The organism is Niallia sp. Marseille-Q9988 (assembly GCF_976954375.1).
In genome coordinates this window covers 403,628-429,802 of the sequence record NZ_CDRJSZ010000005.1, presented here as the reverse complement: position 1 = coordinate 429,802, position 26,175 = coordinate 403,628, and the positions used below count along the sequence as shown (strand labels likewise).

The 26,175-nt window shown below is 33.5% G+C and carries 23 protein-coding genes and 2 pseudogenes; 3 read left to right on the top strand and 22 right to left on the bottom strand.

Annotated elements, in window-relative coordinates; genetic code table 11:
* The 21 genes and pseudogenes from ACWNMZ_RS11900 to ACWNMZ_RS11800 all read right to left on the bottom strand — a co-directional run.
* Positions 1 to 1,600, bottom strand: a 1,600-nt coding sequence (locus tag ACWNMZ_RS11900; RefSeq protein ID WP_449598633.1) for an SIR2 family protein, incomplete at its 3' end; no start/stop codon positions are given.
* 420 nt (positions 1,601 to 2,020) lie between these two features.
* The gene (locus ACWNMZ_RS11895; protein WP_449598632.1) at positions 2,021 to 2,218 is read right to left on the bottom strand and encodes a hypothetical protein; all 198 of its coding nucleotides are present in this window, start codon (positions 2,216 to 2,218) and stop codon (positions 2,021 to 2,023) included.
* 183 nt (positions 2,219 to 2,401) lie between these two features.
* A complete protein-coding gene (locus ACWNMZ_RS11890; RefSeq protein ID WP_449598631.1) occupies positions 2,402 to 4,096 on the bottom strand; it encodes a DUF262 domain-containing protein in 1,695 nt (564 codons plus the stop codon).
* A 206-nt stretch (positions 4,097 to 4,302) separates the two neighbouring features.
* A pseudogene (locus tag ACWNMZ_RS11885) lies at positions 4,303 to 4,395 on the bottom strand (helix-turn-helix domain-containing protein); the annotation flags it as partial.
* A gap of 382 nt (positions 4,396 to 4,777) precedes the next feature.
* Complete coding sequence (locus tag ACWNMZ_RS11880; protein WP_031536138.1) at positions 4,778 to 6,055, bottom strand: IS110 family RNA-guided transposase; 1,278 nt, start codon at positions 6,053 to 6,055, stop codon at positions 4,778 to 4,780.
* Between the two features lie 172 nt (positions 6,056 to 6,227).
* Positions 6,228 to 6,695 carry a hypothetical protein gene (locus ACWNMZ_RS11875; protein WP_251627274.1) on the bottom strand — a complete coding sequence of 156 codons (468 nt, stop codon included), beginning with the start codon at positions 6,693 to 6,695 and terminating at the stop codon, positions 6,228 to 6,230.
* 19 nt (positions 6,696 to 6,714) lie between these two features.
* A complete protein-coding gene (locus tag ACWNMZ_RS11870) occupies positions 6,715 to 7,479 on the bottom strand; it encodes a hypothetical protein (RefSeq protein WP_251627275.1) in 765 nt (254 codons plus the stop codon).
* Positions 7,480 to 7,481: 2 nt separating this feature from the next.
* Positions 7,482 to 8,228: a hypothetical protein gene (locus ACWNMZ_RS11865; RefSeq protein WP_251627276.1), complete on the bottom strand. Its 747-nt coding sequence runs from the start codon at positions 8,226 to 8,228 to the stop codon at positions 7,482 to 7,484.
* Positions 8,228 to 9,739, bottom strand: coding sequence for a dynamin family protein (locus ACWNMZ_RS11860; RefSeq protein WP_251627277.1), 1,512 nt, complete (start codon positions 9,737 to 9,739; stop codon positions 8,228 to 8,230). Before ACWNMZ_RS11860 ends, ACWNMZ_RS11865 begins: the two co-directional genes overlap by 1 nt.
* Before the next feature lie 213 nt (positions 9,740 to 9,952).
* A complete protein-coding gene (locus tag ACWNMZ_RS11855; RefSeq protein WP_251627278.1) occupies positions 9,953 to 10,750 on the bottom strand; it encodes a hypothetical protein in 798 nt (265 codons plus the stop codon).
* Positions 10,751 to 10,810: 60 nt separating this feature from the next.
* Complete coding sequence (locus ACWNMZ_RS11850; RefSeq protein ID WP_449598630.1) at positions 10,811 to 11,554, bottom strand: hypothetical protein; 744 nt, start codon at positions 11,552 to 11,554, stop codon at positions 10,811 to 10,813.
* Entirely contained in the window at positions 11,496 to 12,680 is a 1,185-nt protein-coding gene (locus ACWNMZ_RS11845; protein ID WP_251627280.1) for a nucleotidyltransferase domain-containing protein, read from the bottom strand. Before ACWNMZ_RS11845 ends, ACWNMZ_RS11850 begins: the two co-directional genes overlap by 59 nt.
* Positions 12,681 to 12,954: 274 nt before the next feature.
* Positions 12,955 to 13,167: a YdbC family protein gene (locus ACWNMZ_RS11840; RefSeq protein WP_251627281.1), complete on the bottom strand. Its 213-nt coding sequence runs from the start codon at positions 13,165 to 13,167 to the stop codon at positions 12,955 to 12,957.
* A 14-nt stretch (positions 13,168 to 13,181) separates the two neighbouring features.
* Positions 13,182 to 13,892 carry a hypothetical protein gene (locus ACWNMZ_RS11835; protein ID WP_449598629.1) on the bottom strand — a complete coding sequence of 237 codons (711 nt, stop codon included), beginning with the start codon at positions 13,890 to 13,892 and terminating at the stop codon, positions 13,182 to 13,184.
* A 65-nt stretch (positions 13,893 to 13,957) separates the two neighbouring features.
* Entirely contained in the window at positions 13,958 to 17,206 is a 3,249-nt protein-coding gene (locus ACWNMZ_RS11830) for a type I restriction endonuclease subunit R (protein ID WP_251627283.1), read from the bottom strand.
* Positions 17,207 to 17,336: 130 nt separating this feature from the next.
* Positions 17,337 to 18,635: a restriction endonuclease subunit S gene (locus ACWNMZ_RS11825; RefSeq protein WP_251627284.1), complete on the bottom strand. Its 1,299-nt coding sequence runs from the start codon at positions 18,633 to 18,635 to the stop codon at positions 17,337 to 17,339.
* Positions 18,622 to 20,142 carry a class I SAM-dependent DNA methyltransferase gene (locus ACWNMZ_RS11820; protein ID WP_251627285.1) on the bottom strand — a complete coding sequence of 507 codons (1,521 nt, stop codon included), beginning with the start codon at positions 20,140 to 20,142 and terminating at the stop codon, positions 18,622 to 18,624. The genes ACWNMZ_RS11825 and ACWNMZ_RS11820 overlap by 14 nt, the downstream gene beginning before the upstream one ends.
* A 17-nt stretch (positions 20,143 to 20,159) precedes the next feature.
* On the bottom strand, positions 20,160 to 20,810 hold the full coding sequence (locus ACWNMZ_RS11815) for a helix-turn-helix domain-containing protein (protein ID WP_251627286.1): 651 nt from the start codon (positions 20,808 to 20,810) through the stop codon (positions 20,160 to 20,162).
* A gap of 148 nt (positions 20,811 to 20,958) precedes the next feature.
* Complete coding sequence (locus ACWNMZ_RS11810) at positions 20,959 to 21,222, bottom strand: hypothetical protein (protein WP_251627287.1); 264 nt, start codon at positions 21,220 to 21,222, stop codon at positions 20,959 to 20,961.
* A 285-nt stretch (positions 21,223 to 21,507) separates the two neighbouring features.
* Positions 21,508 to 21,720, bottom strand: coding sequence for a hypothetical protein (locus tag ACWNMZ_RS11805; RefSeq protein ID WP_251627288.1), 213 nt, complete (start codon positions 21,718 to 21,720; stop codon positions 21,508 to 21,510).
* Positions 21,721 to 21,771: 51 nt separating this feature from the next.
* A pseudogene (locus tag ACWNMZ_RS11800) lies at positions 21,772 to 22,230 on the bottom strand (HNH endonuclease family protein); the annotation flags it as partial.
* Positions 22,231 to 22,338: 108 nt separating this feature from the next.
* Here ACWNMZ_RS11800 and istA point away from each other — a divergent pair.
* Genes istA through ACWNMZ_RS11785 form a run of 3 tightly spaced genes read left to right on the top strand, consistent with a single transcriptional unit; the run spans position 22,339 to position 24,698 of the window.
* Positions 22,339 to 23,628 (top strand): IS21 family transposase, encoded by a 1,290-nt coding sequence (gene istA / locus ACWNMZ_RS11795; RefSeq protein WP_251627289.1) that lies wholly within the window; start codon positions 22,339 to 22,341, stop codon positions 23,626 to 23,628.
* Entirely contained in the window at positions 23,621 to 24,388 is a 768-nt protein-coding gene (gene istB, locus ACWNMZ_RS11790; protein WP_251627290.1) for an IS21-like element helper ATPase IstB, read from the top strand. The genes istA and istB overlap by 8 nt, the downstream gene beginning before the upstream one ends.
* Position 24,389: 1 nt before the next feature.
* Positions 24,390 to 24,698 (top strand): hypothetical protein, encoded by a 309-nt coding sequence (locus ACWNMZ_RS11785; protein ID WP_251627291.1) that lies wholly within the window; start codon positions 24,390 to 24,392, stop codon positions 24,696 to 24,698.
* A 22-nt stretch (positions 24,699 to 24,720) separates the two neighbouring features.
* Here ACWNMZ_RS11785 and ACWNMZ_RS11780 read toward each other — a convergent pair whose 3' ends face one another.
* Entirely contained in the window at positions 24,721 to 26,007 is a 1,287-nt protein-coding gene (locus ACWNMZ_RS11780) for a DUF262 domain-containing protein (RefSeq protein ID WP_251627292.1), read from the bottom strand.
* Positions 26,008 to 26,175: the final 168 nt, after the last annotated feature.

Below are 26,175 nucleotides of genomic sequence, written 5' to 3'. Positions count from 1 at the left end.
ATTTAAAGCTCTCTTTCTCACTTGAAGTCAATTGATTAAAACTTTCTCTTATCTCTGTATTCATTTCGATAACGCTTTTTAACTCATTGATATATTCCTGAGAAAAAGGTTCTGCAAGATGTCCACTCAGTAGCATGGCCGGAGATTTTAATAACTTTGTTATTACTAGTTTGTTAAAGTTTGATAAATAATACATATTGTATTTCTTCTCTTTATAAGCCTTTAAAGAAATATTTTTTAATTGTTCATTGGCGCTAACAAATTGGTTGAGATGAGCGTATGCATAGCTTAAAGATAAATTTTCAAAGTAAGATAAGTTAGGGTTACGTAATTTAATCTCATTTATTGTGTTTTCTAATTCAACATAACTATTATCTTCAATATGTTTTACAACTTTAGGTTTCCAATCTTCCTCTTTTGTTTTCACTTCAAATGTTTCTATTTCTCTTTTAAAATTATTACCTCTTTTAATAACTGTTATTGTTTTTATATCAGCTTTAGATAGAACTTCTTGTATATACATATAATTATTTATTTGAGAATTAGATAATGATTCTTCTAAATCCTTTTTTATACTGTTCATTTCTATTATAAATCCCATAATAAATAAATGTTCAGTAAATGAAGGATGTAGTGTTATTTGTAAATGATGATCATTGAATTCATAACTAATATTTGTTATGTTCAATTTTTGAAACAAGTCACTTACTCTAACAGCGTAGACATCCTTGAAAGAACTCCACTTTTCCACAAAATAATCTAATGAATTTTTATCATCTGCTTCGTAACTATTAATATAGTCCAATAAATTTGAAACATTGTTACCAAAAGAATTTTCTAAGCGATTCCTTTTCTCATAGGAGTTAGGTATACAATTTATATCAATAATATTTATTCCAAATTTCTTAAAATAACTTCTTTCAAAATTATCTATATTTGGTGAAGCATTAAGTAAATATGCAGTTCTAAAATCATTACCAATTGTAGATTGAAGACGTTTTATAATCAGCTTTAAATCATAATCTTGTACGGAATAACCAATAAACAATACAGTATGATTTATAAAAATAGATTCTATGTAGTTTTCAATTAATCGAAAATCTCTTGAATAATTCAAATAATCATCTTCTTTTAAAACAATATTCTTTTTAAGGATATCCCCATGCATTTTTATATATAATCTATTGTTAGCAGCATAAGGTAAATCTTTATCTTCTACTACCTTATTATAAAATAAATAATGTTTTTCTAAAGCTTGTTCAATTAAATCATCATAATTAGTTGTAATAATATGTTTAGGATTTAATGATAGGAGCTGATCATGTAAAATATTTGGTGAATACTTCCCAGCAAAAACACTCTCTATTAATTGATAGTATTCCAGTTTATTTCTCTCATTATAAAAGTATTGAGGAATCCTTAAATAATCTTCAGAGCTTAAAGTTCTATTAATACCCAATCTTTTAGCGAAATTATTAACTAACTCTCCCCAAGAGGGTAAGCCTGAATTTGCAGATACACCTGCTCCAATAAATACTACAAGCTGATTTTTTTCTTTGGCTTCTAAAATTGCCTCTATATCAGCATTTTTTATATTCAAAATGTTATCCTCCGAGTATATTATTTATTTCGCAAACTAGCAAAACTCCCCCTATGGAATTATCTGCGATAGAAACATTATATAATAAATATTCAAGAGATATATATTCAACACATAAAAACTCTTCTCAACTAAAAGACAGAAATACATTCGTGTAATTCTGTCTAAAAGTATTAATTAAAGTAATGATAATTAATGATTGACTTTTAATTTAATAAAATTTTCTTACCAAACTGTGGTAAAAAGTATGTTAGCGCTGGTACTTTTCATTGGCTGTAATCAATTCTAACAGACAAAATTACTTTATTTATGTTATTGTCAATTTTCAACAGTCCAAAAAGGTGAAATAAATAAAGCCCACCAAAAGGCAGGCTTGGTTAATCCACTTTATGGCGTGGAATGTTTATGGCCCTTGTGTCCTCAATCCAAAAATTGATGACACTTGTCCTTCCTCACGAAGACAACAAGGGTAGTTAAGAAAATCGGTGTTCCATTTAGCATCATCCAAATCACTCCAGAAAGTTTAGTTAATTCAAGTAAATTAGCGATATTGGTGGATAATAAACCAGCCCATAGGACTCCGGCAAACCATCCATTTCCACTTAAATGCATTGACAACGATTTGAGGAAGTGTGGTACCGCCCCACAACCAATAAATTGGCAATCATGGTATTAAATAGAGTAATATAAAACACAATTATTATCAACAAATAAATTAAAGTGCTTCTTGATGATTATTAAGCATTAATTCAATTATTTAAAAGGAATCTAAATTCATTTTTACCCACACGGAAAAAGGTATCATCCTAACAACTCACGTATCTTTTCTGCAAGTATTGATTTTCTTGCCTCATAAAACTGTTCGAAGTGTTCTATATCAAGTGAAACATCTTGCGGAATCATAGCTTGTTTATAAAATTCCACCTTTTGTTCATCGTTCATATCGTTGTAATAATCAACGAGTCGCATATCATTTTTACTACCATTACTTCTGCCTTCTAGCAAATGTAGATTAGGTAGTCGATTTCGCATTCCGTGCCATCTTTTCCAATCTGCTATACTAACAGATACTGGCTTACTTCCGATAAACCTGTTGTCGGGGTGAAGATGATCTTGTTCATATTTATAGTTCTTACTTGTCCAGTCAAGATTCAAATAATATAGAACCTCGCCAGCAACTCTGCTACCTTTTTCCGAGTTGAGTACGTCTTCAATTTTACCATCTGTAACTCTCAAGTCATTCATCTGGTCGAGCATCTCAATTGTAATTTCATAGTCAAAGCTATTGATGTTACTTTTCATCTGTTGCAGCTTGCCTGTAGTGCCGGATTGGAAATAAGTAAAGAATATTGCCCTAAGTAAATAAGCACGAACACCCTTGATGTTTTTGCCGTAATCATCAGGATTATAATAAATGTAATAAATAATTGGCAACAGTACGTTCCAGCTACTCGAGAAACGACTTACGTCAATATTCATTTCCTTCAGAAGACTTTCTGTATTTGTCAATGCTTTCTTGAATCCGTTCCAATCGTTTTTCAATTCCTCTGCAATCTTTTTGTTAATGTTGGATTTTACAACATCACCATATAGCATCAAAGCTGCTCGGATAATAAAGTCCGTATCAAAACGCGCATACGAGTCAACGAGAATTTTCCCAAACTCAGTTTTCGCACTTGGCCAGTATGCCTCTAGAATTGACATCGTTATTTCAGATTTACGCAGTGCCTTGCCACCACTATTGAACCTTACAAACATCTCAAGAGCATCGTCTTGTTTCATGTCAATAATTTCAGTATATCTTACCAGCTTTTCAACAAAAACCTTATTATACAACTTTTGTAGAATGTTTCGTGCGTAATCCTTGCTGTCTGCTGGAACATGAACAATGGCTTCTTCAATTGCTTTTTCTCTTGTAGTTTCATCTTGAAATTTCTCATAAAGGATATTTTTTATCTCAAATTGGGTTGGACTCAATCTACCAATCTTTTCACTAAACTTAATATCAAATTTCTTGCTATTATACTCTCCCTCAACCACTGATATCTTATTCTTGTTCAGCTCTATAAGTAATTTAGTTACAATCCTATCTCCAGATTTCTTTCTAGCGTAATTCGGACGTATGTATGCTTCCCCAAACAACGATAAAAACAACGATGTTAGCCTTTGCTGTCCATCCAATACCGCCGTATCAGTATCATGAATATTAATGCCTGTTAAATCGTAATTAACACTATCAGCTTGTTTTCTGCTATCAAATGTAACATCTGATAAAAAGTTACAGAAATATGTATCCCATGTTACATTGGAATCATCAACGCGCCAAAATAGAAATGTAGCAATAGGGTAATCCAACAAAATAGAATCCCACAGTTTTTCAATCTGCTCCATCCCCCATACAAATTGCCTTTGAAATGCTGGCATTACATATTTTCCGTCTTTGATGTTTTGTAAAGCCTCATATATTGATATACTATTATCTATTAATTTGCTCATTATCGCACCCCTCAGCCACAAAAACTCGATTTGTAATTTAAATCTGCATCCCGACTCCTCAACGACTAACTTTTTCATTATGCAAAAAAGTTTGTTATATCACTCTTTCCCTATCTAATTTTACACTTCTATGCAAGCAAATTCTATTTCATATAAGAATACCCTGCATTATTAAACAATCGGACCTTATAATTAAATAGAGAAAATTATTTGTCTCCTTCTGATAACCTTCTATATAATGAAGTTCTAGACACATTTGTAATTTCGCAAATTCGATTTACAGTCATATTTCCTTCCCTCTATAAATATTGATTTATCAACGGTTTGAGCCGTTGTTGGGGTGTCAAAAAAATATTTTTCGACACGATTCCTAACAGAATTTATATATTATGTGTAATTATTCCAACCTACGGGTACGCTACGCGGTCACTACTGGATAATTATAGAAAGTAGTGATAGGGAATTATGCGATGCACAATGGATCTCTGCGTAGCTTATGATGACGTACCCTCCCATGTCTCTGGGCATCTATGTGCCTACATTCCTTCGTTCGGTCTAGTCATAAGGCAGAGGCTAGCGAAGCTCCTTTAGGGACTCAAGGTCGAATGGAAAATATATTGCCAGCTTCTCCGTGTCATCCTGTTGTCTAGGTCTTATTGTCTTATTAAGGGGATGTAGGGTTTAAACAGCCTCTGCGAGACCTGGAATATCCCTCATCATTCGCTGTGCGTCAAACGCTTTGTGCTTGGTACTAATTCCATGTAATACTTTTAATAGCTTACCGCATAAAACCACGATAGATTGCTTCTTGCGTAATGGATTAACCTGACGGTTTGTGTAATACTCGTGCAGCTTTCTAAAGGCTTCATTATGGCGAATCATAGGCATCATAACTCGGAACAGGAGGGCACGTAACTTTCGTCTGCCCCGTTTAGAAATACGTTTTTGTCCTTTATGCAGACCAGAGGAATTTTCACGTAACGTTAATCCCGCGAGTTTGATAAGTTGGCGTGGATCTTCGTAGTGTGAAAAGCTTCCAATTTCGGCTAATAAGTCAACAATGGTGGTATCTCCAAGTCCTTGGACGGTTGATAGCCATTCATACTCTACAGACGTTTTTACAAGTTCAACTAAGTGCACCGTAATGTTTTCGATATCTTTCTCTAATTGATGGTAACGGCGAACGAGCGTGGCGATTTCAATGTGGGCCATCTCACGTCCTTCTGTTACCCCGATAGAGTTAGCCGCGACTTCAATAAGGCGCACTGCTTTTGGTCTTTGTGGGGATTTTAGCCCCTCGACCTTTCGATAAAGGGTTAAGACTTCATCGGGTTGTTTTTGGTGAAAATCACTCGGAAATGGAGTACATTCAAGTACAGCTAAAGCCATTTTTCCGAATGAAGGAAACACCTGAGTAAACTCTGGGAAATAGCGATCTAACCAGCGAATCATCATGTTTTTGAGAGAGCCTAACTCCTCTACCAACTTGCTTCTAAAAGTTGAGCCAACACGAAGTTCTGCTTCCATTTCCTTTAAAATACGCGGATAACTGAAACGACCGTCTTTAATAAGACGAGCAATTACTAGCGCATCTTTTCGGTCATGTTTAGTTGGAAGATTGTCGTCTAACTCCTTTGAACGTTTGACGTGCATCGGATTTGTCATTACTAAGGGGATGCCCCGTTCCTCAAGGAAATAAGCTAAATTGAGCCAGTAATGGCCAGTAGGTTCAATCCCAACAATAACCTCTGTTTTTTCATTTTCTTTCATTGCGGTCAAAATACGTTGATAGAAATAATTAAAACCGCTATTAGACTGGGAAACAGCAAAAGACTTTTGAAGCACACGACCGCGATCATCTACAAAGCAAGCGTAATGCGTACGCTTGGCAATATCGATTCCGACCACAAGTGTTTTCTCGGTGACTTGATTTATTTTCTGATTTTGTTTAAAATCCATTATGGAGTCCTCCTTGGTTACAAATTAGGGGTCATTTCGTCGACGATTTGACACCCCGCATCATACCAAGAGGGCTCTTTTTGTTCAAGTCCCCGAAAATCCTTCTAACAGGAATGCTCCTTAAAAAAATAGCGCAAGTCTAATTCCTTGCACTACTAATTATATAATCTTTTTATTTTGTTAATTCCTTATCAATTTGCTGACTCAATTGTACTAACCAAACTGATTGCATTGATTTTACAAGCTCTTCATTTAACTTTTCTAGATATTTTAACTGTTCTTCCATCTCTTGAACTTTCAAATTTTGAGCATTTAATGTCTCCACTGTGTAACTATGGTTCTGTTTAATTAATGATTGTAACTTCTTTAGCTGATTTTCTTGTTTACCAAAATGCTCTTCAACAAATAGTTTATTTGCATCGTTTTGTTTCTCTATTACTTTAGCAGTATTAGTCAACAGACTAGTAACAGAAGAATTTAACTCTTCGATGCGTTTTAAGCCTTCATAATTTAAGTCTTTTTGTAAAGTATTATTCGCATCTATTTTATCATTTAGCAGCTCTCGGAGTTGCTCTACTTGAGCAACTAATTGATCGTTATCTTTTTTACTAGAAAGTCCAAAAAAGTTCCAAAACCCCATTATTAAGTTCCTTTCTTAGCTATGCTAATAGCTTTTCTAAATGATTAATACTTTGCAACATAATCGCTGGTTTTAACTTAGCTACTTCTTTATCTACTAAATCTCCTTCAGCCTGCAAAAGCATTTCGTTAAATTGATTTTGTGTTTGGACTAATTCTTTTTCTTGCTGTTCAAGTAATTGATTTAATAATTCTTGTAACTCATCATTATATTTATTAACGGTCTGCTCAATCTTCTCAGCTAATTGTCCCAGTCCTTCTTTCAAAACCTTTTGACCGAACTTATCCATTTTTTTTGATTTTTCAGCCCCTGCTGGCAATCCTAAAATATCCAAACATTCTTTATCATCAATAGATACACGCTTAGCCAAATGTGATTTTAATTGTCCCTTAATTTGTCTCTCTGTTTGTGTCATTGCTCTGCGAAACTGTTTTGTTTGCACAGGTACACCTGAATCTTCGATTTGTGAAATCACATCTTCAAAATAATCTCGAATTTCATCTAAAGCATTCTTCTCTAGCTCGTCTGCTTGATCTTTTAACTTTGTGCTGAATAACGTTAAAATCTCATTTATATTTGCTGTATCTGCTGCTGAAGCTGTCTCTTTCTTATATGAACGATACTCTCCAACCTCACCACACCAATCCTTTAGATTTCGCCCGAAGTTTTCCAGTTTCTCATTATTAGTCCATCTACCAGCCGTTTCAACAACAGTTCCAACAGCTCTACCTACAGATTTTGCTGCTGAAGAAATAGCACTTCCAATTCTACTAAAAAGACCCATATTTATTCCTCCGTATCTAGTAATACATCATCCACTTGATTTATAGAATGGATAATCAAAAGGGATCTTACTAATTGTCTCTCTTTATTTTCAATATCCTGTAAATCTGTACTTTCTAATTCATTTAAATTTGTTATTACTTGATTTGCTTGCGACTTTACTCTCTCTAGCTGTGCCACAAGATTTTCCTCAACCATCTCTATTAAATACGTTACTTCATCTTGAAAAAAATCCGTGAAATTACTTACCGCATGTGTCAATGAATCCTGAATAAAATGTTTAATAGCTTCTTCTTTTTTTTGGCCGGGTAACATCATTAGAATTTCCTTTAATTCAGGATTTAGTAAATTTAAATTTTTAGACACCTCATTACCAATAAATCCAATACACTGTTTTTTTATACGTCGTACTTCACGCTCAAACTTAGAAAATTGAAGTTCATATTTATTTAACAGAGAATTATTAGACGATAATATGAATTTTAATTGTGCAAAGTATTCATCAACTTCCAAACTTATTTTTTGCTCCAGCTCTTTCGAAGATGCCTGTATATCTGAACTTATTTGCGTCAGTAAAACTTGTATCGATTGAAAATCAGCCGTTGAAGAATCCGCAGTCAGAGGTTTGTTATTACCAGCCTCTTTTATCCTTTTTTCAATCCAATTATTGACTAATTCATAAGCTTTCTTAGCAACTTTCACTACTAAATTCACAGCATCAATTGGATTTGGATATGGGAACGGTCTCATTATTGTACCGCCATCCCTTTGATTGCCTCAGTTAATTCCTTCACTCTTGATGACGTTGTTTGCTTTATTAATGTAAGTAGTGTCTCTAATTCCTTTTTATCCGTTTCAATTTCTAGTAATTCTTGCTCGCGTTCAGCTTTACGTTCTTGAATTTCATGGATATTTTTTTCACTATATTCAATAATTTCTAACTGACCTTGTTTCATTTTACTAGTTAACTCTCGAATATCCTCTTTACATAGCAAATACGTTTCTCGAATATCTTGAATCAATAATACTCTGTGATTATTGATTACTTCTTTTTCAATTTGACGTTTTAAGCTATCAACACCTGTAAAATCTAATAACCTTTGTGCATGTTCTCCTACATTTTGTGGCATAATTCTAAATTTCATTAGAATAGAGGCAAGCTCAAAGTATTCATCGCTACCTTCTTCAATTGCATCGTAATTTTTAATAAGTGAATACAGATAGCCGGAGACAGGAACTAAATTGCGACTTGCTAGTTGTGGATCACCATAGGCACCTTCGTCTGTTATATATTTCAACCATTCAACTCGTTGCTCTTTCCAATTTTCCTCCGGACGATTTAAGGTATCAAGTTGCGTCGCAATAATATAAACCTTTTCGGGATTATAACGTGTATTAGCAAATACACTATAAATTGTTGCCATCTCTGGGCCTGTTAAAGAGTCAGATTTCACACATACAAGCACAGCATTAGCTCGGTTGATATAATCTCTTGTAATATCAGAACGATAAGAAACTACATCATCTAAACCCGGTGTATCAACAAAAACAACACCTTCAGGCATATCAAAATCAACTAGTCCAACTTCAACTTCTTTTACAAAATAGTGTGTAGCTGTTTTAGAAGAACTCCATTTATGTATTTCTTCTTTCAACGATTCAATGGACTCACATTGAATCGTGATTGAATCTTGATTTAACCAATCATTTTTAATATTCTCTGCATCTAACTTTGCATATTCTTCAAGGAATACTTTCGCTCTTGATTCTTTAGCACTATTCCATAGTCGTTGCCATTCATCCGAAGTATAAAAAGAAACTTTAACAAAATTATTCTCTTTTGAAGAACGGAATTTAGTTAGAGATGCTGTCTCTGGCGTAACACGAGTTGATGCAAGATTATAACCTAATAATGCATTGATTAATGTAGATTTACCTGCTTTAATAGCTCCAACTAATGCAATATGAAATTCGGCTGATTTGCAGCGCTGCAAAAGATTATCCATATCTTTAAATGTTTTGGTTGCCACTTGATCTTTTATGAGATCTGTTTGTAAAATAGCTTTTGCCTTTTCAATTTTTGATGCATACAAAGAAACAGATTCATCCCAAGTGTATTCAACCGATGGTAAAACATTTTCAATAACCTTATTTAAATCGTTTAATTTTGATGTAAATTGAGCTTGTAATTCACTATTCTTAAAAACATAGAATTCATTTAAAGTGTTACAAGATGAGCAAAGAAGATCTGTAGGTGACAAGCTTTTACCACAATTTTTACATTCCATAAAATTACTCCTTTAGGTTTAATTTCTTTTAGATAATAGTACCATATAACTACTTAAAACATAGTATATTTTGTTATAGGAACTTTATAAACTAAGCAACTTCTAGACTAAAAGTCTAATTCATATTTACCTATTAAAGTTGTAGGATTGAGGTCCCACTTAAAGTACCCCACAATTTGAATTTAACTAAAGTACTTTATGTTCCTCAGTAAAACTATAATCCTCTCTATTAGCTTGGTATACTGTAATATTTTTAAATCCTGTTCTATTTCCATTTTTAAAGCATTTCGTAATAATTGCTTCATTATGGTTCGTATTAGTTGTAGAATAAATATTCACTTTCATAAAAGTTCTGCTATATAAATTTGTTTTTTCTCGTATCATTTTTACAAATTCAGGATTAAAAAAACGATGCCCCCCAAAATCATTCCCATTTTGAATAATGACTGTTGGTAAATTTATTTTATTTAACGGAATTTGATCCTCTGTAATTTCATAAGTATCCATCAGTATGAGGTTTAGTTCATCAAAGGGCTGTTCCATATTTTTTTCAATGACATTAACATCTTTTTCTTTGTTTTCTACATCACTGTCAACTTGAATATTTGGAAAAATATGCGCTAAAAGTAGTTTATATTGAAGATATATCGGTACTCTTACCAAGGTTACTTTTCCATATCCCAGTATCTTACCAGCTATCCAATAAATCACTAACGGATAATCATTATAACCATTACCTGTATTAAATAATTTTTCAGTATTAGCTCTTTTTATCCAAAAATAAAAGAATACAGATAAAATTATTCCGCAAATAATAGAGATTATCTTTTCATTACTAGTTATACTTTTTATTGCAATGTCTATATTTGTTGTATCAATTGTAAGCAACGATAAAAAACCATACACAATTTTTTGCAGTGGATAAAATATACCTACCAATAATGGTGACAATATTAAAATACACTGAATTATAACTTTAGACACCTATTTGCTCCCTTTTATAATCTAATAGGTCATTATTTATAACGACTTAGGCTAATGGTATTACCTTCCTTTTTTCTTCTCAATAGATTCCTTTTTCCAAATATCAAAAGCTAGAGAAATTAATTTTCTTTCTTCTTCATATTCTTTTCTAGTCATAACATTTCTATATTCTACTATTTTTTTATGGAACGAACATTTAGTTACTATACGATTACATCCACATGGGCATTCTTTTTTATTTCCTTGATTACTTTTCAAACTTAATATCTCTAGCAATTTAATCACTTGTTCAATAGAAGACAACTCAAAAACTCCCATATAGTCTTGGATGATTCCTACTAATCCGTGGCTTAATTCACCAAATACAAAGCACTCCTTACCTTGAAGATACAATGTAATCGCATATAAATAGGGAACAACGCAGCTATGAATAAAACCTTCTAGAGTAGGCGTTTCTTTTATTCGTTTTTTCAGACTCATCTTGGAGCCTAAGCACAAAGATGAGTCCGGATTAGTATGATAATCCGAAGTCTTAGGAAACCTATCTTCTAATTCATAAACAGTAGGAATATCCACTGGAAAGTTTTCCGGAATAACTATTTTTATAAAAAAATCATCTTTTATCACGCCATATTGATCATCAATATCTAAAGATAATACCCCCTGTATAATATGCTCGTCCTTATTTGAGGGAGCTAAAGACATTTGAGGGTACTTTTCTAAAAACAATTCCAAATCATTTGTTTTAATATCCATCACTCCAAGGTTTTGGTGGATTTGACGGTAATACTCTTGCAAAAGCATTTTGATTCTCTTGTGAATAATTGTACTTTTCACTGAGTAAATGTTTTTCAACTTTCATAGAAAATTTGTTATTTAATATTAAACTAGCAGTTTCATAATTATTTGTTTTTAATAAGTTTTTGAAATCAATTTTCGCTTGCATTAACCAGTTCTTGAAATTACCTTCTAAATCTAATTTTGTACCTTCTGGCATGTCCCAACGGTCTGTAAAATCCTCATTAGGATTTACTGGATTTGGCACCCGCGGAATACTATTATTAATATACTCCCGCATTTTTTCAAGTATATTAATTAAAGCTTCCTCCAAATTCTGTTCACCATTATATGCCCTAGCAGCTAAAGTCGTAATAATGATTGAAATAGGCTTTCTTTCATCATCACCAAACATATTATCTCGATGTCTTTTCATTAATTGAATACATCTTTGAAGTATCGTTTTTCGAGCATATATAGGTACTGGTTTGACAGAAGCACGTTCATTAAATACCCCTCTTTGGTCCTGAATCATTCTATCCTCAAACCATTTTAAATAGCCTTCTGGATTACTGATTTGCCAGTCTAGTGAAATAATAGAATAGTTTTCAAGGCGATCATCGGTTATGTTAATTGCTAAATTAGCCACTGCCTCATTTAAAGTTGAGTCATACTGATAAGCCTCTTGAAGCTGCTGTTTATAATGCGCTTGGTTATCTGTATGTAGTGGAATACACGGTACAATATCCAAATGAAATTTAATTTCATCTTTGTATTCTAATCTCCAGCAACGATGCTTTTCATCAAGATCTTTTTCGATCCCTTTGGCAATACGATATTTCTCCAGTTCTTTTCCAACCATCTTTTTCAAATCCTCTTGTGAAAATTGATTTTTAAATTGGGGTACATTCACTTTACAACCCATATCTAAATCATATTCCTCTTGATCATTGATTGGCTTAATTGTAGTACCTAAAGCAAAAGAACCTTGTGGAAAAATGTCTACTTGTATGTCTTTAAAAGCACTATTTTCACGGTCAAACCATTCCCCTAAAGATTCATATCGTCTAATCGTTTGTTCGATAACATATTCTGGTAAATCCAATTTTTCAACCATTTCATCTAATATACTTTTATTTATTGTTTGTTCCATTTACGTTACTCCTTCCTATTACTCTATTATTAATGTATCTGCACAAGTGTAATTTCAAAAAACGTTGGTAATGTTTGAAAGTGTATAGTATAGAAAAAAATAATCCACCCCTACACTGTGACCTGTTAGGTGGATTATTCTGCTCAACGATCCACAGTTACCAAAAACCGCAGACATACTACTTGAGTTAAAGTGCTACCAACACTTCAACTCATCAATAATTATAACAATTTTCAACATATAACGCCTATGACTTGCAATAGAATATAATTTTTTAATTAGCCAATGCTTGCTTCAACTTCTCCAGCTCTTCATTACTTAAAGTAACACCTTTTCCCATCTTTTCATGGTTAGGGGACCAATCCCGAATGTCATACTTTGGCTCACGACCATTCCAGCTAATGAGATTTAATTCTTTAGTCCAACCCTTTGATGATTCGGAAAGTACGGCTATATGTTCTGTGATTTCATATTTTAATTCTGCCACTTAGATACCTCCCATCATTTCGCCATGTTCGTATAATCGGCTTTCAAGTAAATTTTAAATTCACTTACTTTAAAATCAAATTCCTTCAATAGCTTAATAATTAAATTTCTAAATCCATTACTGTTCATATGTGTTTCAACATAGATTTTCCCGTTAACTAATATTGGTTCTGCCATGCTGGATTCATCGGTTGAAAAATATTTTCGTTTCCGTCCATTCATGCGATTTAGATTTTCAAACCCCATAATTTTTTCTTCATCTACAGCCATAAGAAGTTCACAGGTTCTGATAAGCATCTCTTTCCATGTACTAACTTGAATAATATTTTGTTCATTCATACGAAATGCCCACGGTCGTTTATGAGTATAGTCTTCATAAAGAGTATATTCCACATTCGTATCAACGTAGTAATCGGCATAATTAGGGAGAACTCTTTTTTCAGATTCGTCATCCATTTCACCAATAATATGCTCTTCGTCTACCACCTCTAAATTGGAAAGGAGCTTTTCAATTTCGCTCTCTAAAGGAATAACTTGATCAATTAGCTGATTAAGCTCGTTTCTTTTAGAAATATCTCTTTCTTGAAATGCAACATTACTTTTATGATGGATTTCATTTATCGTGTCTGAAACCGTCTCTTTTAATAATTCCAAGCTTTCTGCTAGATCAATTGCTTTTTTAGGAACTTCTTCTTTTATTAAAGAAATAATATGATTTAAGTCCATAATTACACCTACTTCGCTGATAATTTATGCCGATTCATAGGTGTCAAAGATTAGTTACTCATATTTTAAACGTTATAACCTTCAGGGCTCTCTGCTGCGAGATTAGCTTGCATATCCTCTACCTTAACATTTCCACACATTAGCTCTGCCTGTCTCATAACCACTTCTAAAGCGTTCTTCACCTGTTTTGGTGGATAGTCATACTTTTTAAGTAGTCGTTTGATAATTCGCCTCATTCCAGCTTGAGCGCTTGTTCTGACATGCCAATCGATAGATATATTACGTTTAATTGCTAGAGTCAATTCATTGGCAATTTTCTTTAGTGTTTCATCATCCATTAGATCTTTCACTATTTGATCAGATGTAAGTGCATCATAGAAGGCAATTTCATCCTCATTAAGCCCAAGATCCTCTTCTTCCTCACGAGCCTTTTTCATATCTTTCGCCATACGAATTAGCTCTTCCATCACTTCTGCATTTGTAATTGCTTGATTCCTATACTTATTTAGTGCTTTTTTAAGCTTATCAGAGTACTTTTCTGACTTTACGAGATTACGCTTCTCCATCGATTTTATATTGCCCTCTAAGAGCTTCTTCAGCATCTCTACAGCTAAGTTTTTATGCTGCAGCTCTTTTACTTCTTGTAAAAACTCTTCGGACAAAATAGACACCTCTGGCCTTTTCATTCCCATCGCATCAAATACGTCAATTACTTCTTCAGAAATAATAGAGCGTTCGAGTAATTGGTTAACCCTTGCTTCAACTTCTTTTTTTGTTTTCTTCTGTGGTTGCTTTACTTCTAATTTTGCTAAACTGGCTTTTACGGCTTTAAAGTAACTTATTTCAAAGGCTACTTTCTTACCTTCATCGGTTGCTGCACACAGAGAATGAGCTTTTGCTAGCTCCGTAGCAATTTGTTTGAAATCTTTTTGTTCCTTTTCCGGTTTTCCAAGTATAAAATTCATACCACTTGTGATAGCACGAATACGTCCAGCTTGTGATGTACCCATATATGCAGAGTAATCTAACCCGTGCATCATATCACGAAGAATTTCTAGTTTTTCAACCATAACAGCAACTGCTGCTGATGTATCAATACCTGTGCTTTTCTTATCACTTTCTGTATATTGATTTAATGCTTTTTTTAGAGCTTCAAGTATACCCAGATAATCAACTACCACACCGCCAGCTTTGTCCTTGAAGACACGATTTACCCTTGCAATAGCCTGCATAAGATTGTGACCTTTCATCGGCTTATCAATATACATAGTATGCATGGACGGTACATCAAAACCAGTAAGCCACATATCACGTACAATAACAATTTTTAATTCATCGCTGTTGTCTTTCATTCTCTTTGCTAGCGTGTCTCTTCGTTGCTTGCCCCCAATATGAGGCTGAAGTTTCTCCTCATCTCCAGCACTTCCAGTCATAACAACTTTAATCTTACCTTTATTTACATCATCACTATGCCAATCCGGTCTTAGAGCTACAATCGCATCATATAGTTCCACACAAATTCTACGGCTCATACAAACTACCATTGCTTTTCCATCGATTGTTTTCGATTTTTCTTCATAGTGGTCAACGATATCTTTTGCTAGCTCTTTAATACGATTTGGTGACCCAACAATAGCTTCTAATCTAGACCACTTTGATTTATATTTTTCGCGATCATTTTCTTCATGACCTTCCGTAATTTCTTCAAATTCGTCATCAATTTTCTTTAATTCTTCATCATCGGTCTCAAGTTTTATGATTCGGTTTTCGTAATAAATCTTGACAGTCGCTTCATCTTCAACAGCTCTAGTCATATCATATATATCAATATAATTTCCAAATACAGCTGGAGTTGATTTATCCTCTAACTCAATTGGTGTACCAGTAAAACCGATGAAAGAAGCATTCGGAAGCGCATCCCTTAAATATTTTGCATAACCGAATTTCACTTCACCCGTCTTAGTGTTTGTCTTCGCTTCTAATCCATATTGGCTACGATGGGCTTCGTCCGCAATAATGATTACATTTCGGCGATCAGTTAATACTGGCATTTCTCCCTCTTCTGGTTTGAACTTTTGAATCGTTGTAAAAAATATACCTCCAGACTCCCGATCATTTAATAAATCATAAAGACCATTCAATTCTTTCGAGTTATTCTTTGCCTGTTGCTTCTTCTGTTCATCGGTTAATTTGCGAACATGGGCTTGTTTAGGAGTTTGTCTTAATACATCACGCGATTTCCAAAATGTTTGAAATAGCTGATCATCTAAGTCATTACGGTCGGTAATTACAACTATAGTTGGGTTATTGAGTTGATGGACAAGCTGGGCAGTATAAAATACCATCGAAAAACTTTTCCCTGAGCCTTGTGTATGCCAGATTACCCCAATCTTTCTGTCACCAAATTCACTGGAAGCCTGTTTTGTTTCCTTAACAGCCTTTTTCACAGCAAAGTATTGATGGTAGGCTGCTAATATTTTTGCAATAGTTTTCTTATCTCCAATCTTCTTACCATCTTGGTCTTTTTCTTCTTCTTTTGTCTCTTGAAAAAGAATAAAGTTTTGAATAATATCTAGTACACGTCTTTTCCCAAGCATTCCTTTTAGCATTACTTCATACTGGGGTACATCTAGGGATTCAATATTTACCCCATCTATGGTTCGCCAATTCATAAATCGTTCTTGATTAGCGGTGATTGTTCCTGCTTTTGCATTGATCCCATCTGATAATACACAAAATGCATTATAGTTAAATAAAGAAGGAATATCTCTTTTATAAGTTTGAATTTGTTCATATGCATTATCGATGCCAACATTCTCATCAGTGGCCGATTTTAATTCAATTACAACTAAAGGAATACCGTTAATAAACAGAATGATGTCTGGTCTGCGCTCTTCATGCTCCACAATGGTAAACTGGTTGATTGCTAAGAAGTCATTTGTTTCAGGGTGTTCAAAATCAACTATAAAAACTCTTTTTGTACGGTTAATCCCATCCTTACGAAAAGATACTTCAATCCCCTCAACTAAAAGCTGATGAAAATGTCGATTATTTTCCTCTAGAATTGGGCTATTAAAAGCAATAATCCTCCGATAAGCCTCATCGAGTGCTTCCTGTGGAAGATCACGGTTAATTTGAAATAAGGCATCTCTGACACGTTGTTCTAGAATAACCTCCCGATAATCCTTTCGCTCAGGACGTTCACCATCACTACTTATTTCAGGTGCAAATATATAGTCATAATCTAGTTCTTGCAGTATTTCAATTGCAGCTTCTTCTAATTTATCTTCTGTAAAATTTTCTAAGAGGCTCATTTGTTTCACCCTCTCCACTAACCAAAATTTAATAGAAATAATTTCTCCCATACCTTTTTACGTTTTTAAACCAAAACTTATTAATTCATTTTAGCTTGTTCTAACAAAGGTTAAGGTTTATACTTCCCATTCAACCTCCATTAAGAACAACATCATCCATTTCCAATGGTAACTGAATTTCTCCAGACATTAGTTTAGGTAATAAAGTATCACGGATCTCTTGCAACTTATCATTTTCCTTTTCGTTTAAGTATACTTTTTTTAAACAGCCATCAAGTAATTCTGTAATTTTATTTTGTAAATCCAGTGGAGGAATAATAATAGGCACCTTCCTTAACTCTGCTTGTCTTATTCCTGTTACTGTAGATCCTGTTGCTCTATTTTTAATATTTTCAATAATTCTTGTTGAATTTAAACTAAGATACAAAACTGAGGGGGAAATAATATTTGGATTAGCTCGAATACCGAAAAGCCTTTGACTAAGACAGAAATTTTCTAACTCACCTAAATATAAGTATTCTCCTAATGGTGCCTCGGAGGTCATGAGTATATCCCCTTCATTTAACGGATCTTTCATCCATTTACTATATAGATCATGGTTTATGAATTTAATATCATCTTTTTTTACTATTCGATTATTCTTTATGTTTTTTGCAGATATAGCAGGGAATCCGCTTTCTTCCCATTCTCCCCCAAGCTTCTTAGGAGTTTTTCCACGGTGATCTATGATTAAAGATGTTATCTCATCAATTGTTTTTATACTCCACCCCTCCGGGATCATACCTAAAACACTTTCAATCATTTTCCCGCCACAGGTCTTATAAGGATTGCCATTTTTATTTGGAAAATCAAAGTCCACAAACCACTTCTTAAAAATGGCTTGGGACATCTCTTCAAGTTTTTGGTTTATTTGATTGTTTGTTTTTATTTTACTTTCTATATTTTCTAAAAAATGGGAGATGTTTTTTTGTTCAATTATACTTGGTAATTTTATTGTTATATTCTTTAATTCACTAAAAGTAATTTGGGGAAAGGTACCAGACCTTCCTTCAGCTATCATTTGTAAATAATTTAATGTCTTTTCAGAAGTCAAAAAATGATATAAAAATTTCATGTCAGCATTATTGGACTTTTGCCTTAGTACCATTAATTTTGTTGATACTACATAGTCATCGGCTTCTATTTCGACAAAAGCGAATCGTTTATTTTTTGGTCTTATTTCACTAAAAAGAATATCGCCTTTAGAAATACTTTTTTTTGCTTGTCCCGGCATTTTATCTACATCAGAATATTCTTCATGCAATATCTTACCTTCTAAAACATCTGAAGTATTAAGAAAAATAAGTTTATCCTTATCAAATCTATGTTTAATTGAAATACTTTCAATTAAATCTCCTAGTTTTACCTCTTTCCAGTTATTCAATGCCATAACCAATCCTCCCCAAATCTTTTCTTATCTCATTATCTAGGTTTCTTGATTTGGCAAAAAGCTCGTTTAATTCACTAGTTAACGTCTCCATTTTATCTTCAAAAGTAATACCATCATCTTCAACCTCATCCATTCCAATATATCTTCCGGGTGTTAATACATATTCTTGTTCCCGCAAATCATTTAATGTAGCCGATTTACAGAATCCGTTAATATCATCATAGTTACCATCTAAATTTCTCCATGAATGATACGTTTCAGAAATTTTTTGAACATCCTTTTCACTTAATTCTCTATGTCTTCGGTCAACCATTTCCCCCATATTTCTTGCATCTATAAATAAAATCTCATTTTCCCGATTTCTATACTGAGGATTATTCTTTTTATTTCGATTTAGAATCCATAAACTTACTGGGATACCTGTTGAATAGAAAAGTTTTTCAGGGAGAGCAACAATAGCATCAACTAAATCAGCTTCTAGTAAATTTTTTCTAATTTCCCCCTCATTGGAAGTATTAGAACTTAAAGATCCATTCGCCAAAACAATCCCCGCAGTACCATTCGGTGCTAAGTGATATACCATATGTTGAAGCCATGCATAGTTAGCATTTCCAGCTGGTGGTGTTCCGAATTTCCAGCGAACATCATCAGTTAATTGTTCGCCACCCCAATCACTGATATTGAAAGGAGGGTTTGCTAGGATGTAATCTGCCTTTAATGTTTTATGCTGGTCGTCATGGAATGTATCAGCATGATGATCCCCTATATTTCCCTCAAGGCCGCGAATAGCTAAATTCATTTTACAAAGTTTCCATGTGGTTGAGTTTAATTCTTGGCCATAAATGGAAAGGTCGCCTATTTCTCCTTGATGTTCCTCCACAAACTTTTCACTTTGAACAAACATACCACCACTACCACAACAAGGGTCATAAATTCTTCCCTTGTACGGCTCGATCATTTCAACTAATGTTTTAACCACGCTTGTAGGCGTATAGAACTCACCGCCACCTTTGCCCTCTGCACTGGCAAATTTACCAAGAAAGTACTCATAAACCCTTCCAAGTAAGTCCTTTTCACTCTTATCATGAAGTTTAATTGTCGAAATTAAATCGATTAACTCACCTAAACGTCTTTTGTCCAGTTCAGGTCTGGCATACCTTTTATCTAATACCCCCTTCAAACTAGGGTTTTCCTTTTCAATTTCAATCATTGCATCATCAATATACTGCCCTATTTTTGAGTCCTTTGCATTGTCTTTAATAAAGCCCCATCTCGCCTCTTTTGGAACCCAAAAAATATTTTCATAGGTATATTCGTCTCGATCCTCTTCAAAACCGTCTCCTTCTTCAAGAAGCTCATTATATTTTGTTTCAAATTTATCAGATATGTATTTTAAGAATATAAGCCCTAGCACAACATGCTTATACTCACCTGAATCCATGCTCCCTCTTAATTTATCTGCTGCTTTCCATAGTGTTTCCTCGAAGCCAATGTTCGCTGTTGCCATGCTTTTGTTCCTCTTTTCTAATAGTTATTATCATCTAACACTTCAAATAGTTCACTTTCAAATTCGTCCTGTTCAGGACCTGATGAAACCCACTCTGGTAAAACTTCCAGATAATGTGCCAAAGCTTCAATTGTTTTATGCAGTATTGTTTCGTGTTGCGATTTTTCCAACAACTCGATGATTAATTTAAACGTATCAAGTTTTGGATTATCATCAACCACTTCAATTGTCTGTTTGAACCTCGATATTAGCTTTGCTTTCTCAATGCTACGTTCGATAGTATTTATTTCTTCTTTATCATAAACAGGCACTTCAACAATATCATTTACATCCCCAATCAAGAACTGTTGTTCATGATTTTTAATGACAGGCTTTAGGTCTTGTTTTAGTTTTTCCTTTTGAATCTCTAATTTTTCTACTTCTGTTAATTCCTTGATGAAATATTCCTCTTCTATACCAAAAAGCCCTGATAGGATCGGAAGATATTTTTTTGGAATGTTTTGCTTCTTTTTAATCCATAAGTTAATATTTTGTTTTTTTATTCCTAACTTCTCAGCAAGATCAATATGCTGCATATTAAATATGCTTAATATATACTCAAGTCCAATCAATGAACCACACCCTAAAATATTGTCTTGGTCAATATAATGTAATTTTAACTCTTTCAATTGTCTTAGTCAATAAACAATTATTCTTTCTTTAACTAGATTTCTTTATTAAAAAACACCTGCAAAATATATGCAGATGTTTTTAATCATTAATTTGCCCTTTGCTTTAATTTCACTAATTTTATCAAATAAGCCAGTTGCTATATCATTATCCCCCAAATCCTTCAGGCTTAATTTTAAAGGTATTTACTATCCCTTCTAAGCAATCTTCGCAGAGGTCAAATATCCACTTGTCCATGTCGAACTTGCTTCCATAACCAAAACTACAAGAGAATGATTGAAATTCCTCTGAGTTCCACGCTTTCTGATAATCTTCACCACTTAATTTCTTTGTTTTACCACATTTATTACATGTAACTGATATCAGTTCATTTTCCCTTAAATTCTTTTCAACTAGTTCATACTCTCTCATTTAATTCACCCATCCCTTAAATTTTACTTACGCTTAATAAACATTTTAAACCAATTTCTATTTTGGTTTAAGGAAAAAACAATGAGATTCACTAAAGAATAGCAATATAGCCATCACATAAAAATTATTCCTATTTATGCTTGGTTCCATAATTCATACTTTTAAAAAGGGATTATCAATAAAAAACAGCAGTCCTTTTGTTATTAATCGGACTACTGTTTTCTGCAAATTACCGTGTACTCGTACTCTATTTTACAAACTATTTTCATTTTTTAAAATTTACTATTACTCAATTTCAATCATTGGTGAAACCAAAATCGTCAAACCTATTTCTCCATCATCCCACATTTTTAGCCACGGAAAACTGCCTTCTGGTAGTTCAAATAGCCTTTCTTCCAAATGCTTAATAGGTTTTTTATCAACTTTACAACCATGAGTCGTTGTTGCAGGATGGATTCTCACCAATCTTGTCGTATCATTAAAAAAGATAAATTGCATAGAACTTTCATCCTTTCTTTTAAACAGTCTACGATAGAATTCTTTACTAACTTATAAAAGATTTTTAAAGTTCCAGATTTTTTTTGCTACGCTGGCAAGCTGCTCACTTCTGTTTTCAATTTCTTCGAATGTCCACCTCTCTTTCTGACATATCTCTTTTGTAAGGTGAATAACTGATTTTTCGTATTTCTTTTTCTTCTCATTAAAAGGATTATTACTTGCAGTAATATTCAGCTCACTTCCTAAAAGGGTCAAGTTTCCAATCCGATTAACAAATAAGGAGTATTCAGAAGCGCGCGGACCCAATTCAATCTTCCATTCATATTCAATGTCGCTCGGTCTCTTTCTAATCAACTCTCTCGGCATTATGTGTTCAATATGAACATCAGTACGAGAATTTATCATTTTCTCTTTAGTGTTATTTGTTAATTCGTTTTCAATCATTTCCAGTATATATTTCGTTTGTGAGGATCTAGTAAAGTCCCTACTTTGAAAATTAAGATAAAACTCTGTATCGCTAGGGGTTTATAAATGCTAACTTAAGAGTGTACAGAAATGATTGTTTAAGGATGTACAGTTTTGATGGTTAACTGCATAATATTCTTGAGGTGGAATATTATGCATATGCAAATTAATGTAAATTCAAGTATTGAAATTAATAGTCTTGCAGATTTGCCAAAATTTAAATTATTGATGGAGAGTCTAAAAATGAAAATCAATAAGAGTCAATTAGCTCGTGATATGGGTGTGGATCGGAGGACAGTTGAAAAATATCTACAAGGTTATGAGCCGAAAAGCAGCCGGAACCGAAGATCGAAAATTGATAAATACTATGAAGTCATAGCGTTGCTTCTTTCAGAAGAATCTAATCAGAAATTCTATTATAAACGAGTACTATGGCAATACTTGAAAGATAATCACGGCCTAGATTGTGGGCAATCATCGTTTAGAAGATACCTATCAAGTAAACCAGAGTTTCAACGATACTTTGAAACAGAGAAACGTAAAAAATTAACCAGTGAGGTTATTCGTTTTGAAACGCCACCAGCTGAACAAGCACAGTTGGATTGGAAAGAAAATATCCAATACATCACCAAAAATGGAGAAATCCTTTATGTGAACGTATGTGTACTCTTACTTGCCCATTCAAGATTTCGAACATTCAACCTATCAATCTCCAAGTCTCAGAGTATATTATTGTCTTTCCTTACGGAAAGTTTTGAGGTGTTTGGAGGAGTTCCAAAAACGATTTTGACGGACAATATGAAAACGGTTATGGACGAGCCTCGAACAGAATATCAAAAGGGAAAAGTAAATGAGCGATTTTTTCAGTTTTCAAAAGATATGGGGTTTGAAGTAAGAGCCTGTATAGCTGGGAGACCGCGGACCAAAGCAAAGGTAGAAGCTCCGATGAAATTACTCGATGAGATTCACGCTTATCAAGGAAAATTTGATTATGAGGAACTGTATAAGTTTGTTCAAACACTCTGTAATCGTATCAACAATAGTTACCATCAAGGAACAGGGAAAATCCCAATACTGGCACTAAAAAAAGAAAGAAATCTCTTATCTCCATTACCACATGAACGAATAAGAGATTCCTATAAAATTGATCGTATACTTGTGAAAGTAAATCCATCCAATATGATTACCTTCAAATCCAACCAGTATTCAGTACCACCTGGATACATCGGGAAAACGCTTAGTTTACAAATATACGATAACCATATCTTTGTCTATTATAACACGGATTTAATTGTCGAACATCCAATTCGCCCGTTGAAAATCAACTACAAGCCGGAGCATTACGTTGATACTCTAGCAAGAGGGCTACCAGATTCTACAAATATAGAAGAGCTGGCAAGGAAAAATTTAGAGGCAATTAATGAGGTGTATAAAAATGAATAGCAGTTATAACAAACTCGTACAGAATTTAGAGTATTTAAAGTTAAAACAGATGTTAGTTCATCTAGATGAAACCATTGATTTTATGACCAATAATCAACTGTCATTTACCGACACATTAGTCAAACTGACAGATTACGAGATCGACATGAAAGAAGTAAATATGGTGAGATCTATGGTTAAGGTAGGGGCCTTCCCTCATTTGAAGGAAATAAAAGACTTTGACTTTGATTTTCAACCATCGATTAATAAACAAAAAATATTGGATTATACAACGTTACGGTTTATTGAGCAAAAAGAAAACATCGTATTCTTAGGAACCAGTGGCGTAGGTAAAACTCATTTAGCAACCGCAATTGGAATCGCAGCTGCCAAAAAAAGAACGAGTACTTACTTCATCAAGTGTAATGATTTGATCCTCAATCTCAAAAAAGCAAAACTTGAAAATCGATTGGAAACCAGGCTTAAACATTATGCGAAATATAAACTCCTTATTATCGATGAAATTGGCTATTTACCCATTGACGCAGAGGATGCCAAGCTGTTTTTTCAGCTCATCGATATGAGATATGAACAGAAAAGCACGATTTTAACGACAAACGCTAGCTTTAAATCATGGGGTGATATATTTCAAGATACTAAAATAGCGAATGCCATTTTAGACCGAGTTCTACATCATGCCACAGTGGTCAATATTATTGGGGATTCCTATCGCCTAAAAGACCATTTTAATAAAGATAATTCTAAACAAGGAGAGCACTAAGATGAATACGACAGCAGCCATAAAATTCTTTCGTTCATATGGGGTAAAATGTGAAGTTAAATTGGTTGAGGAGTGGCTTAATAGCTCCTCTTCCAATCAAAAAGGTTTAAATGAAAATTTTTGTGAAGAAGATCTTTATGATTTTAATGAATGGTGTAGATGGAAAGGTACTGGGTATGAAGAAGGCATAGATGATAAAACGAGAATCGAAAGATTTATCAAGGAAATAAATGAGCTTAAAAGTGAAATAGATCGTTTAAATACAGAAAAAGCATTATTAGAAGAACAGCTAGGAATAGGAATTTTTTAATATAATAGTCCCCCAGCCGTAGTTAGGTTGGGGGAGAATATAAGTCCACTGAATCAAAAATGTACATTCTAAAATGAGCGAAAATGTACATTTGATAGTTGACATTTATAGGGGTTCGCTTATTTAAATAATCTATAATGTACTTCACTGGATTATCTTGCTTAAATGCTTCTAGTGCTAAGTGATTGTAAATCCTATCAATATCTCTCGTAGAAATACTGCAAATACTTCTTCTTAAAGTAAAAATTTCAATTGCCTCAAGAACCTTGATTAGATTTTCTTTTTGAAGATTTTCCGAAAGGCATTTCAGAAGAAGCGTATAACTCGTTGTAGCCTCGATCCGTACAATTGTATTCAATTTTAAATCCACTTCTTTAATCCCTATAATACCGTTGAACAACTTTACATATAATTCTGACTTAGCCCAAATATCTTCAATTAGATTTATTATATTTTCTGTACTGTCTATAAGTTTTTGATATCGTGGATACAGTTTAGGAATGGGGACAATACCCGGTTCAATCGAAAATAAGTAATGTCTAAAAAACCTTACCTTATCATGTCGTACTGACTCAATTTCTTCTATGTTTTCAATTATGCTATCCCATATTTCAATACATTCTTCAATCATTACTTCGTTGGTAGAAATCCTACTTAATAAGTAATTCTTAATTAAATCGACTGAAGTAAGAGAAAGTCCACGAGTATTTAAGGTTTCGAAGAGTCTAAATGCATCATAGTATGAATCAGTTACCATCAAGACCAGATCAAGAGAGTCCAGTAATCTCGCATAGATAATTTGCCATTTGAAATTACTATTTTGAAGTTTATCCTTAAAAAAATAGTAGGCTTCCACTATCTTTTCATTTTTGGCCTCATCCATAGTGACCTTTTTTTCTACCAACCGTTTAAAAACTTTATTGTCCTTTCTTCCTAAAATAAGCTTGGCTTCAGTTTCATCGATTGTTGAACTCTTTAAGAAATAGTTATTAATATACGCTGCACGATCTTTATCCATTTCTTCTGCCATATCACGAATAGCAGTCAACAATATTAAAATTGTAGTAATCCGTTGTTGCCCATCGACTACTTCAAAATAACTAAATCCTTTATAACGCTCTTGGCTAATAGTAATTACAGAACCTAAAAAATGAGTTTCCTCTCCTTCAAGCCTAATTATGTCCTCCCACAAATCATTCCACTGGTCTTTCCCCCAGTTATATGGCCTCTGATATAAAGGAATTCGGTATACCTCATTAACGCTACCAAGCAGCTTTCCTATACTTAATCTTTTAGTATCTATAGACATTAATACCCACCTCATCCTAATATACAGTCTCAATACACTTCATTTTAATCGTACACGATAAATTTTAAACATATATTATATCGTTTACGATAATTTTATTTTTTTTGATTCCATTTTTGCTATTATTTCAACAAATACTATTAGAAATTAATTATAAAGATAGTAAAT

Excerpts from the sequence above, each read along its gene's own strand:
- ACWNMZ_RS11890 (WP_449598631.1), bottom strand. The coding sequence starts at position 4,096 with ATGAGCAAATTAATAGATAATAGTATATCAATATATGAGGCTTTACAA.
- ACWNMZ_RS11880 (WP_031536138.1), bottom strand. The coding sequence starts at position 6,055 with ATGGATTTTAAACAAAATCAGAAAATAAATCAAGTCACCGAGAAAACA.
- ACWNMZ_RS11875 (WP_251627274.1), bottom strand. The coding sequence starts at position 6,695 with ATGGGGTTTTGGAACTTTTTTGGACTTTCTAGTAAAAAAGATAACGAT.
- ACWNMZ_RS11870 (WP_251627275.1), bottom strand. The coding sequence starts at position 7,479 with ATGGGTCTTTTTAGTAGAATTGGAAGTGCTATTTCTTCAGCAGCAAAA.
- ACWNMZ_RS11865 (WP_251627276.1), bottom strand. The coding sequence starts at position 8,228 with ATGAGACCGTTCCCATATCCAAATCCAATTGATGCTGTGAATTTAGTA.
- ACWNMZ_RS11850 (WP_449598630.1), bottom strand. The coding sequence starts at position 11,554 with ATGCTTTTGCAAGAGTATTACCGTCAAATCCACCAAAACCTTGGAGTG.
- ACWNMZ_RS11845 (WP_251627280.1), bottom strand. The coding sequence starts at position 12,680 with ATGGAACAAACAATAAATAAAAGTATATTAGATGAAATGGTTGAAAAA.
- ACWNMZ_RS11835 (WP_449598629.1), bottom strand. The coding sequence starts at position 13,892 with ATGGACTTAAATCATATTATTTCTTTAATAAAAGAAGAAGTTCCTAAA.
- ACWNMZ_RS11830 (WP_251627283.1), bottom strand. The coding sequence starts at position 17,206 with ATGAGCCTCTTAGAAAATTTTACAGAAGATAAATTAGAAGAAGCTGCA.
- ACWNMZ_RS11825 (WP_251627284.1), bottom strand. The coding sequence starts at position 18,635 with ATGGCATTGAATAACTGGAAAGAGGTAAAACTAGGAGATTTAATTGAA.
- ACWNMZ_RS11820 (WP_251627285.1), bottom strand. The coding sequence starts at position 20,142 with ATGGCAACAGCGAACATTGGCTTCGAGGAAACACTATGGAAAGCAGCA.
- ACWNMZ_RS11810 (WP_251627287.1), bottom strand. The coding sequence starts at position 21,222 with ATGAGAGAGTATGAACTAGTTGAAAAGAATTTAAGGGAAAATGAACTG.
- ACWNMZ_RS11805 (WP_251627288.1), bottom strand. The coding sequence starts at position 21,720 with ATGCAATTTATCTTTTTTAATGATACGACAAGATTGGTGAGAATCCAT.
- istA (WP_251627289.1), top strand. The coding sequence starts at position 22,339 with ATGCATATGCAAATTAATGTAAATTCAAGTATTGAAATTAATAGTCTT.
- istB (WP_251627290.1), top strand. The coding sequence starts at position 23,621 with ATGAATAGCAGTTATAACAAACTCGTACAGAATTTAGAGTATTTAAAG.
- ACWNMZ_RS11785 (WP_251627291.1), top strand. The coding sequence starts at position 24,390 with ATGAATACGACAGCAGCCATAAAATTCTTTCGTTCATATGGGGTAAAA.
- ACWNMZ_RS11780 (WP_251627292.1), bottom strand. The coding sequence starts at position 26,007 with ATGTCTATAGATACTAAAAGATTAAGTATAGGAAAGCTGCTTGGTAGC.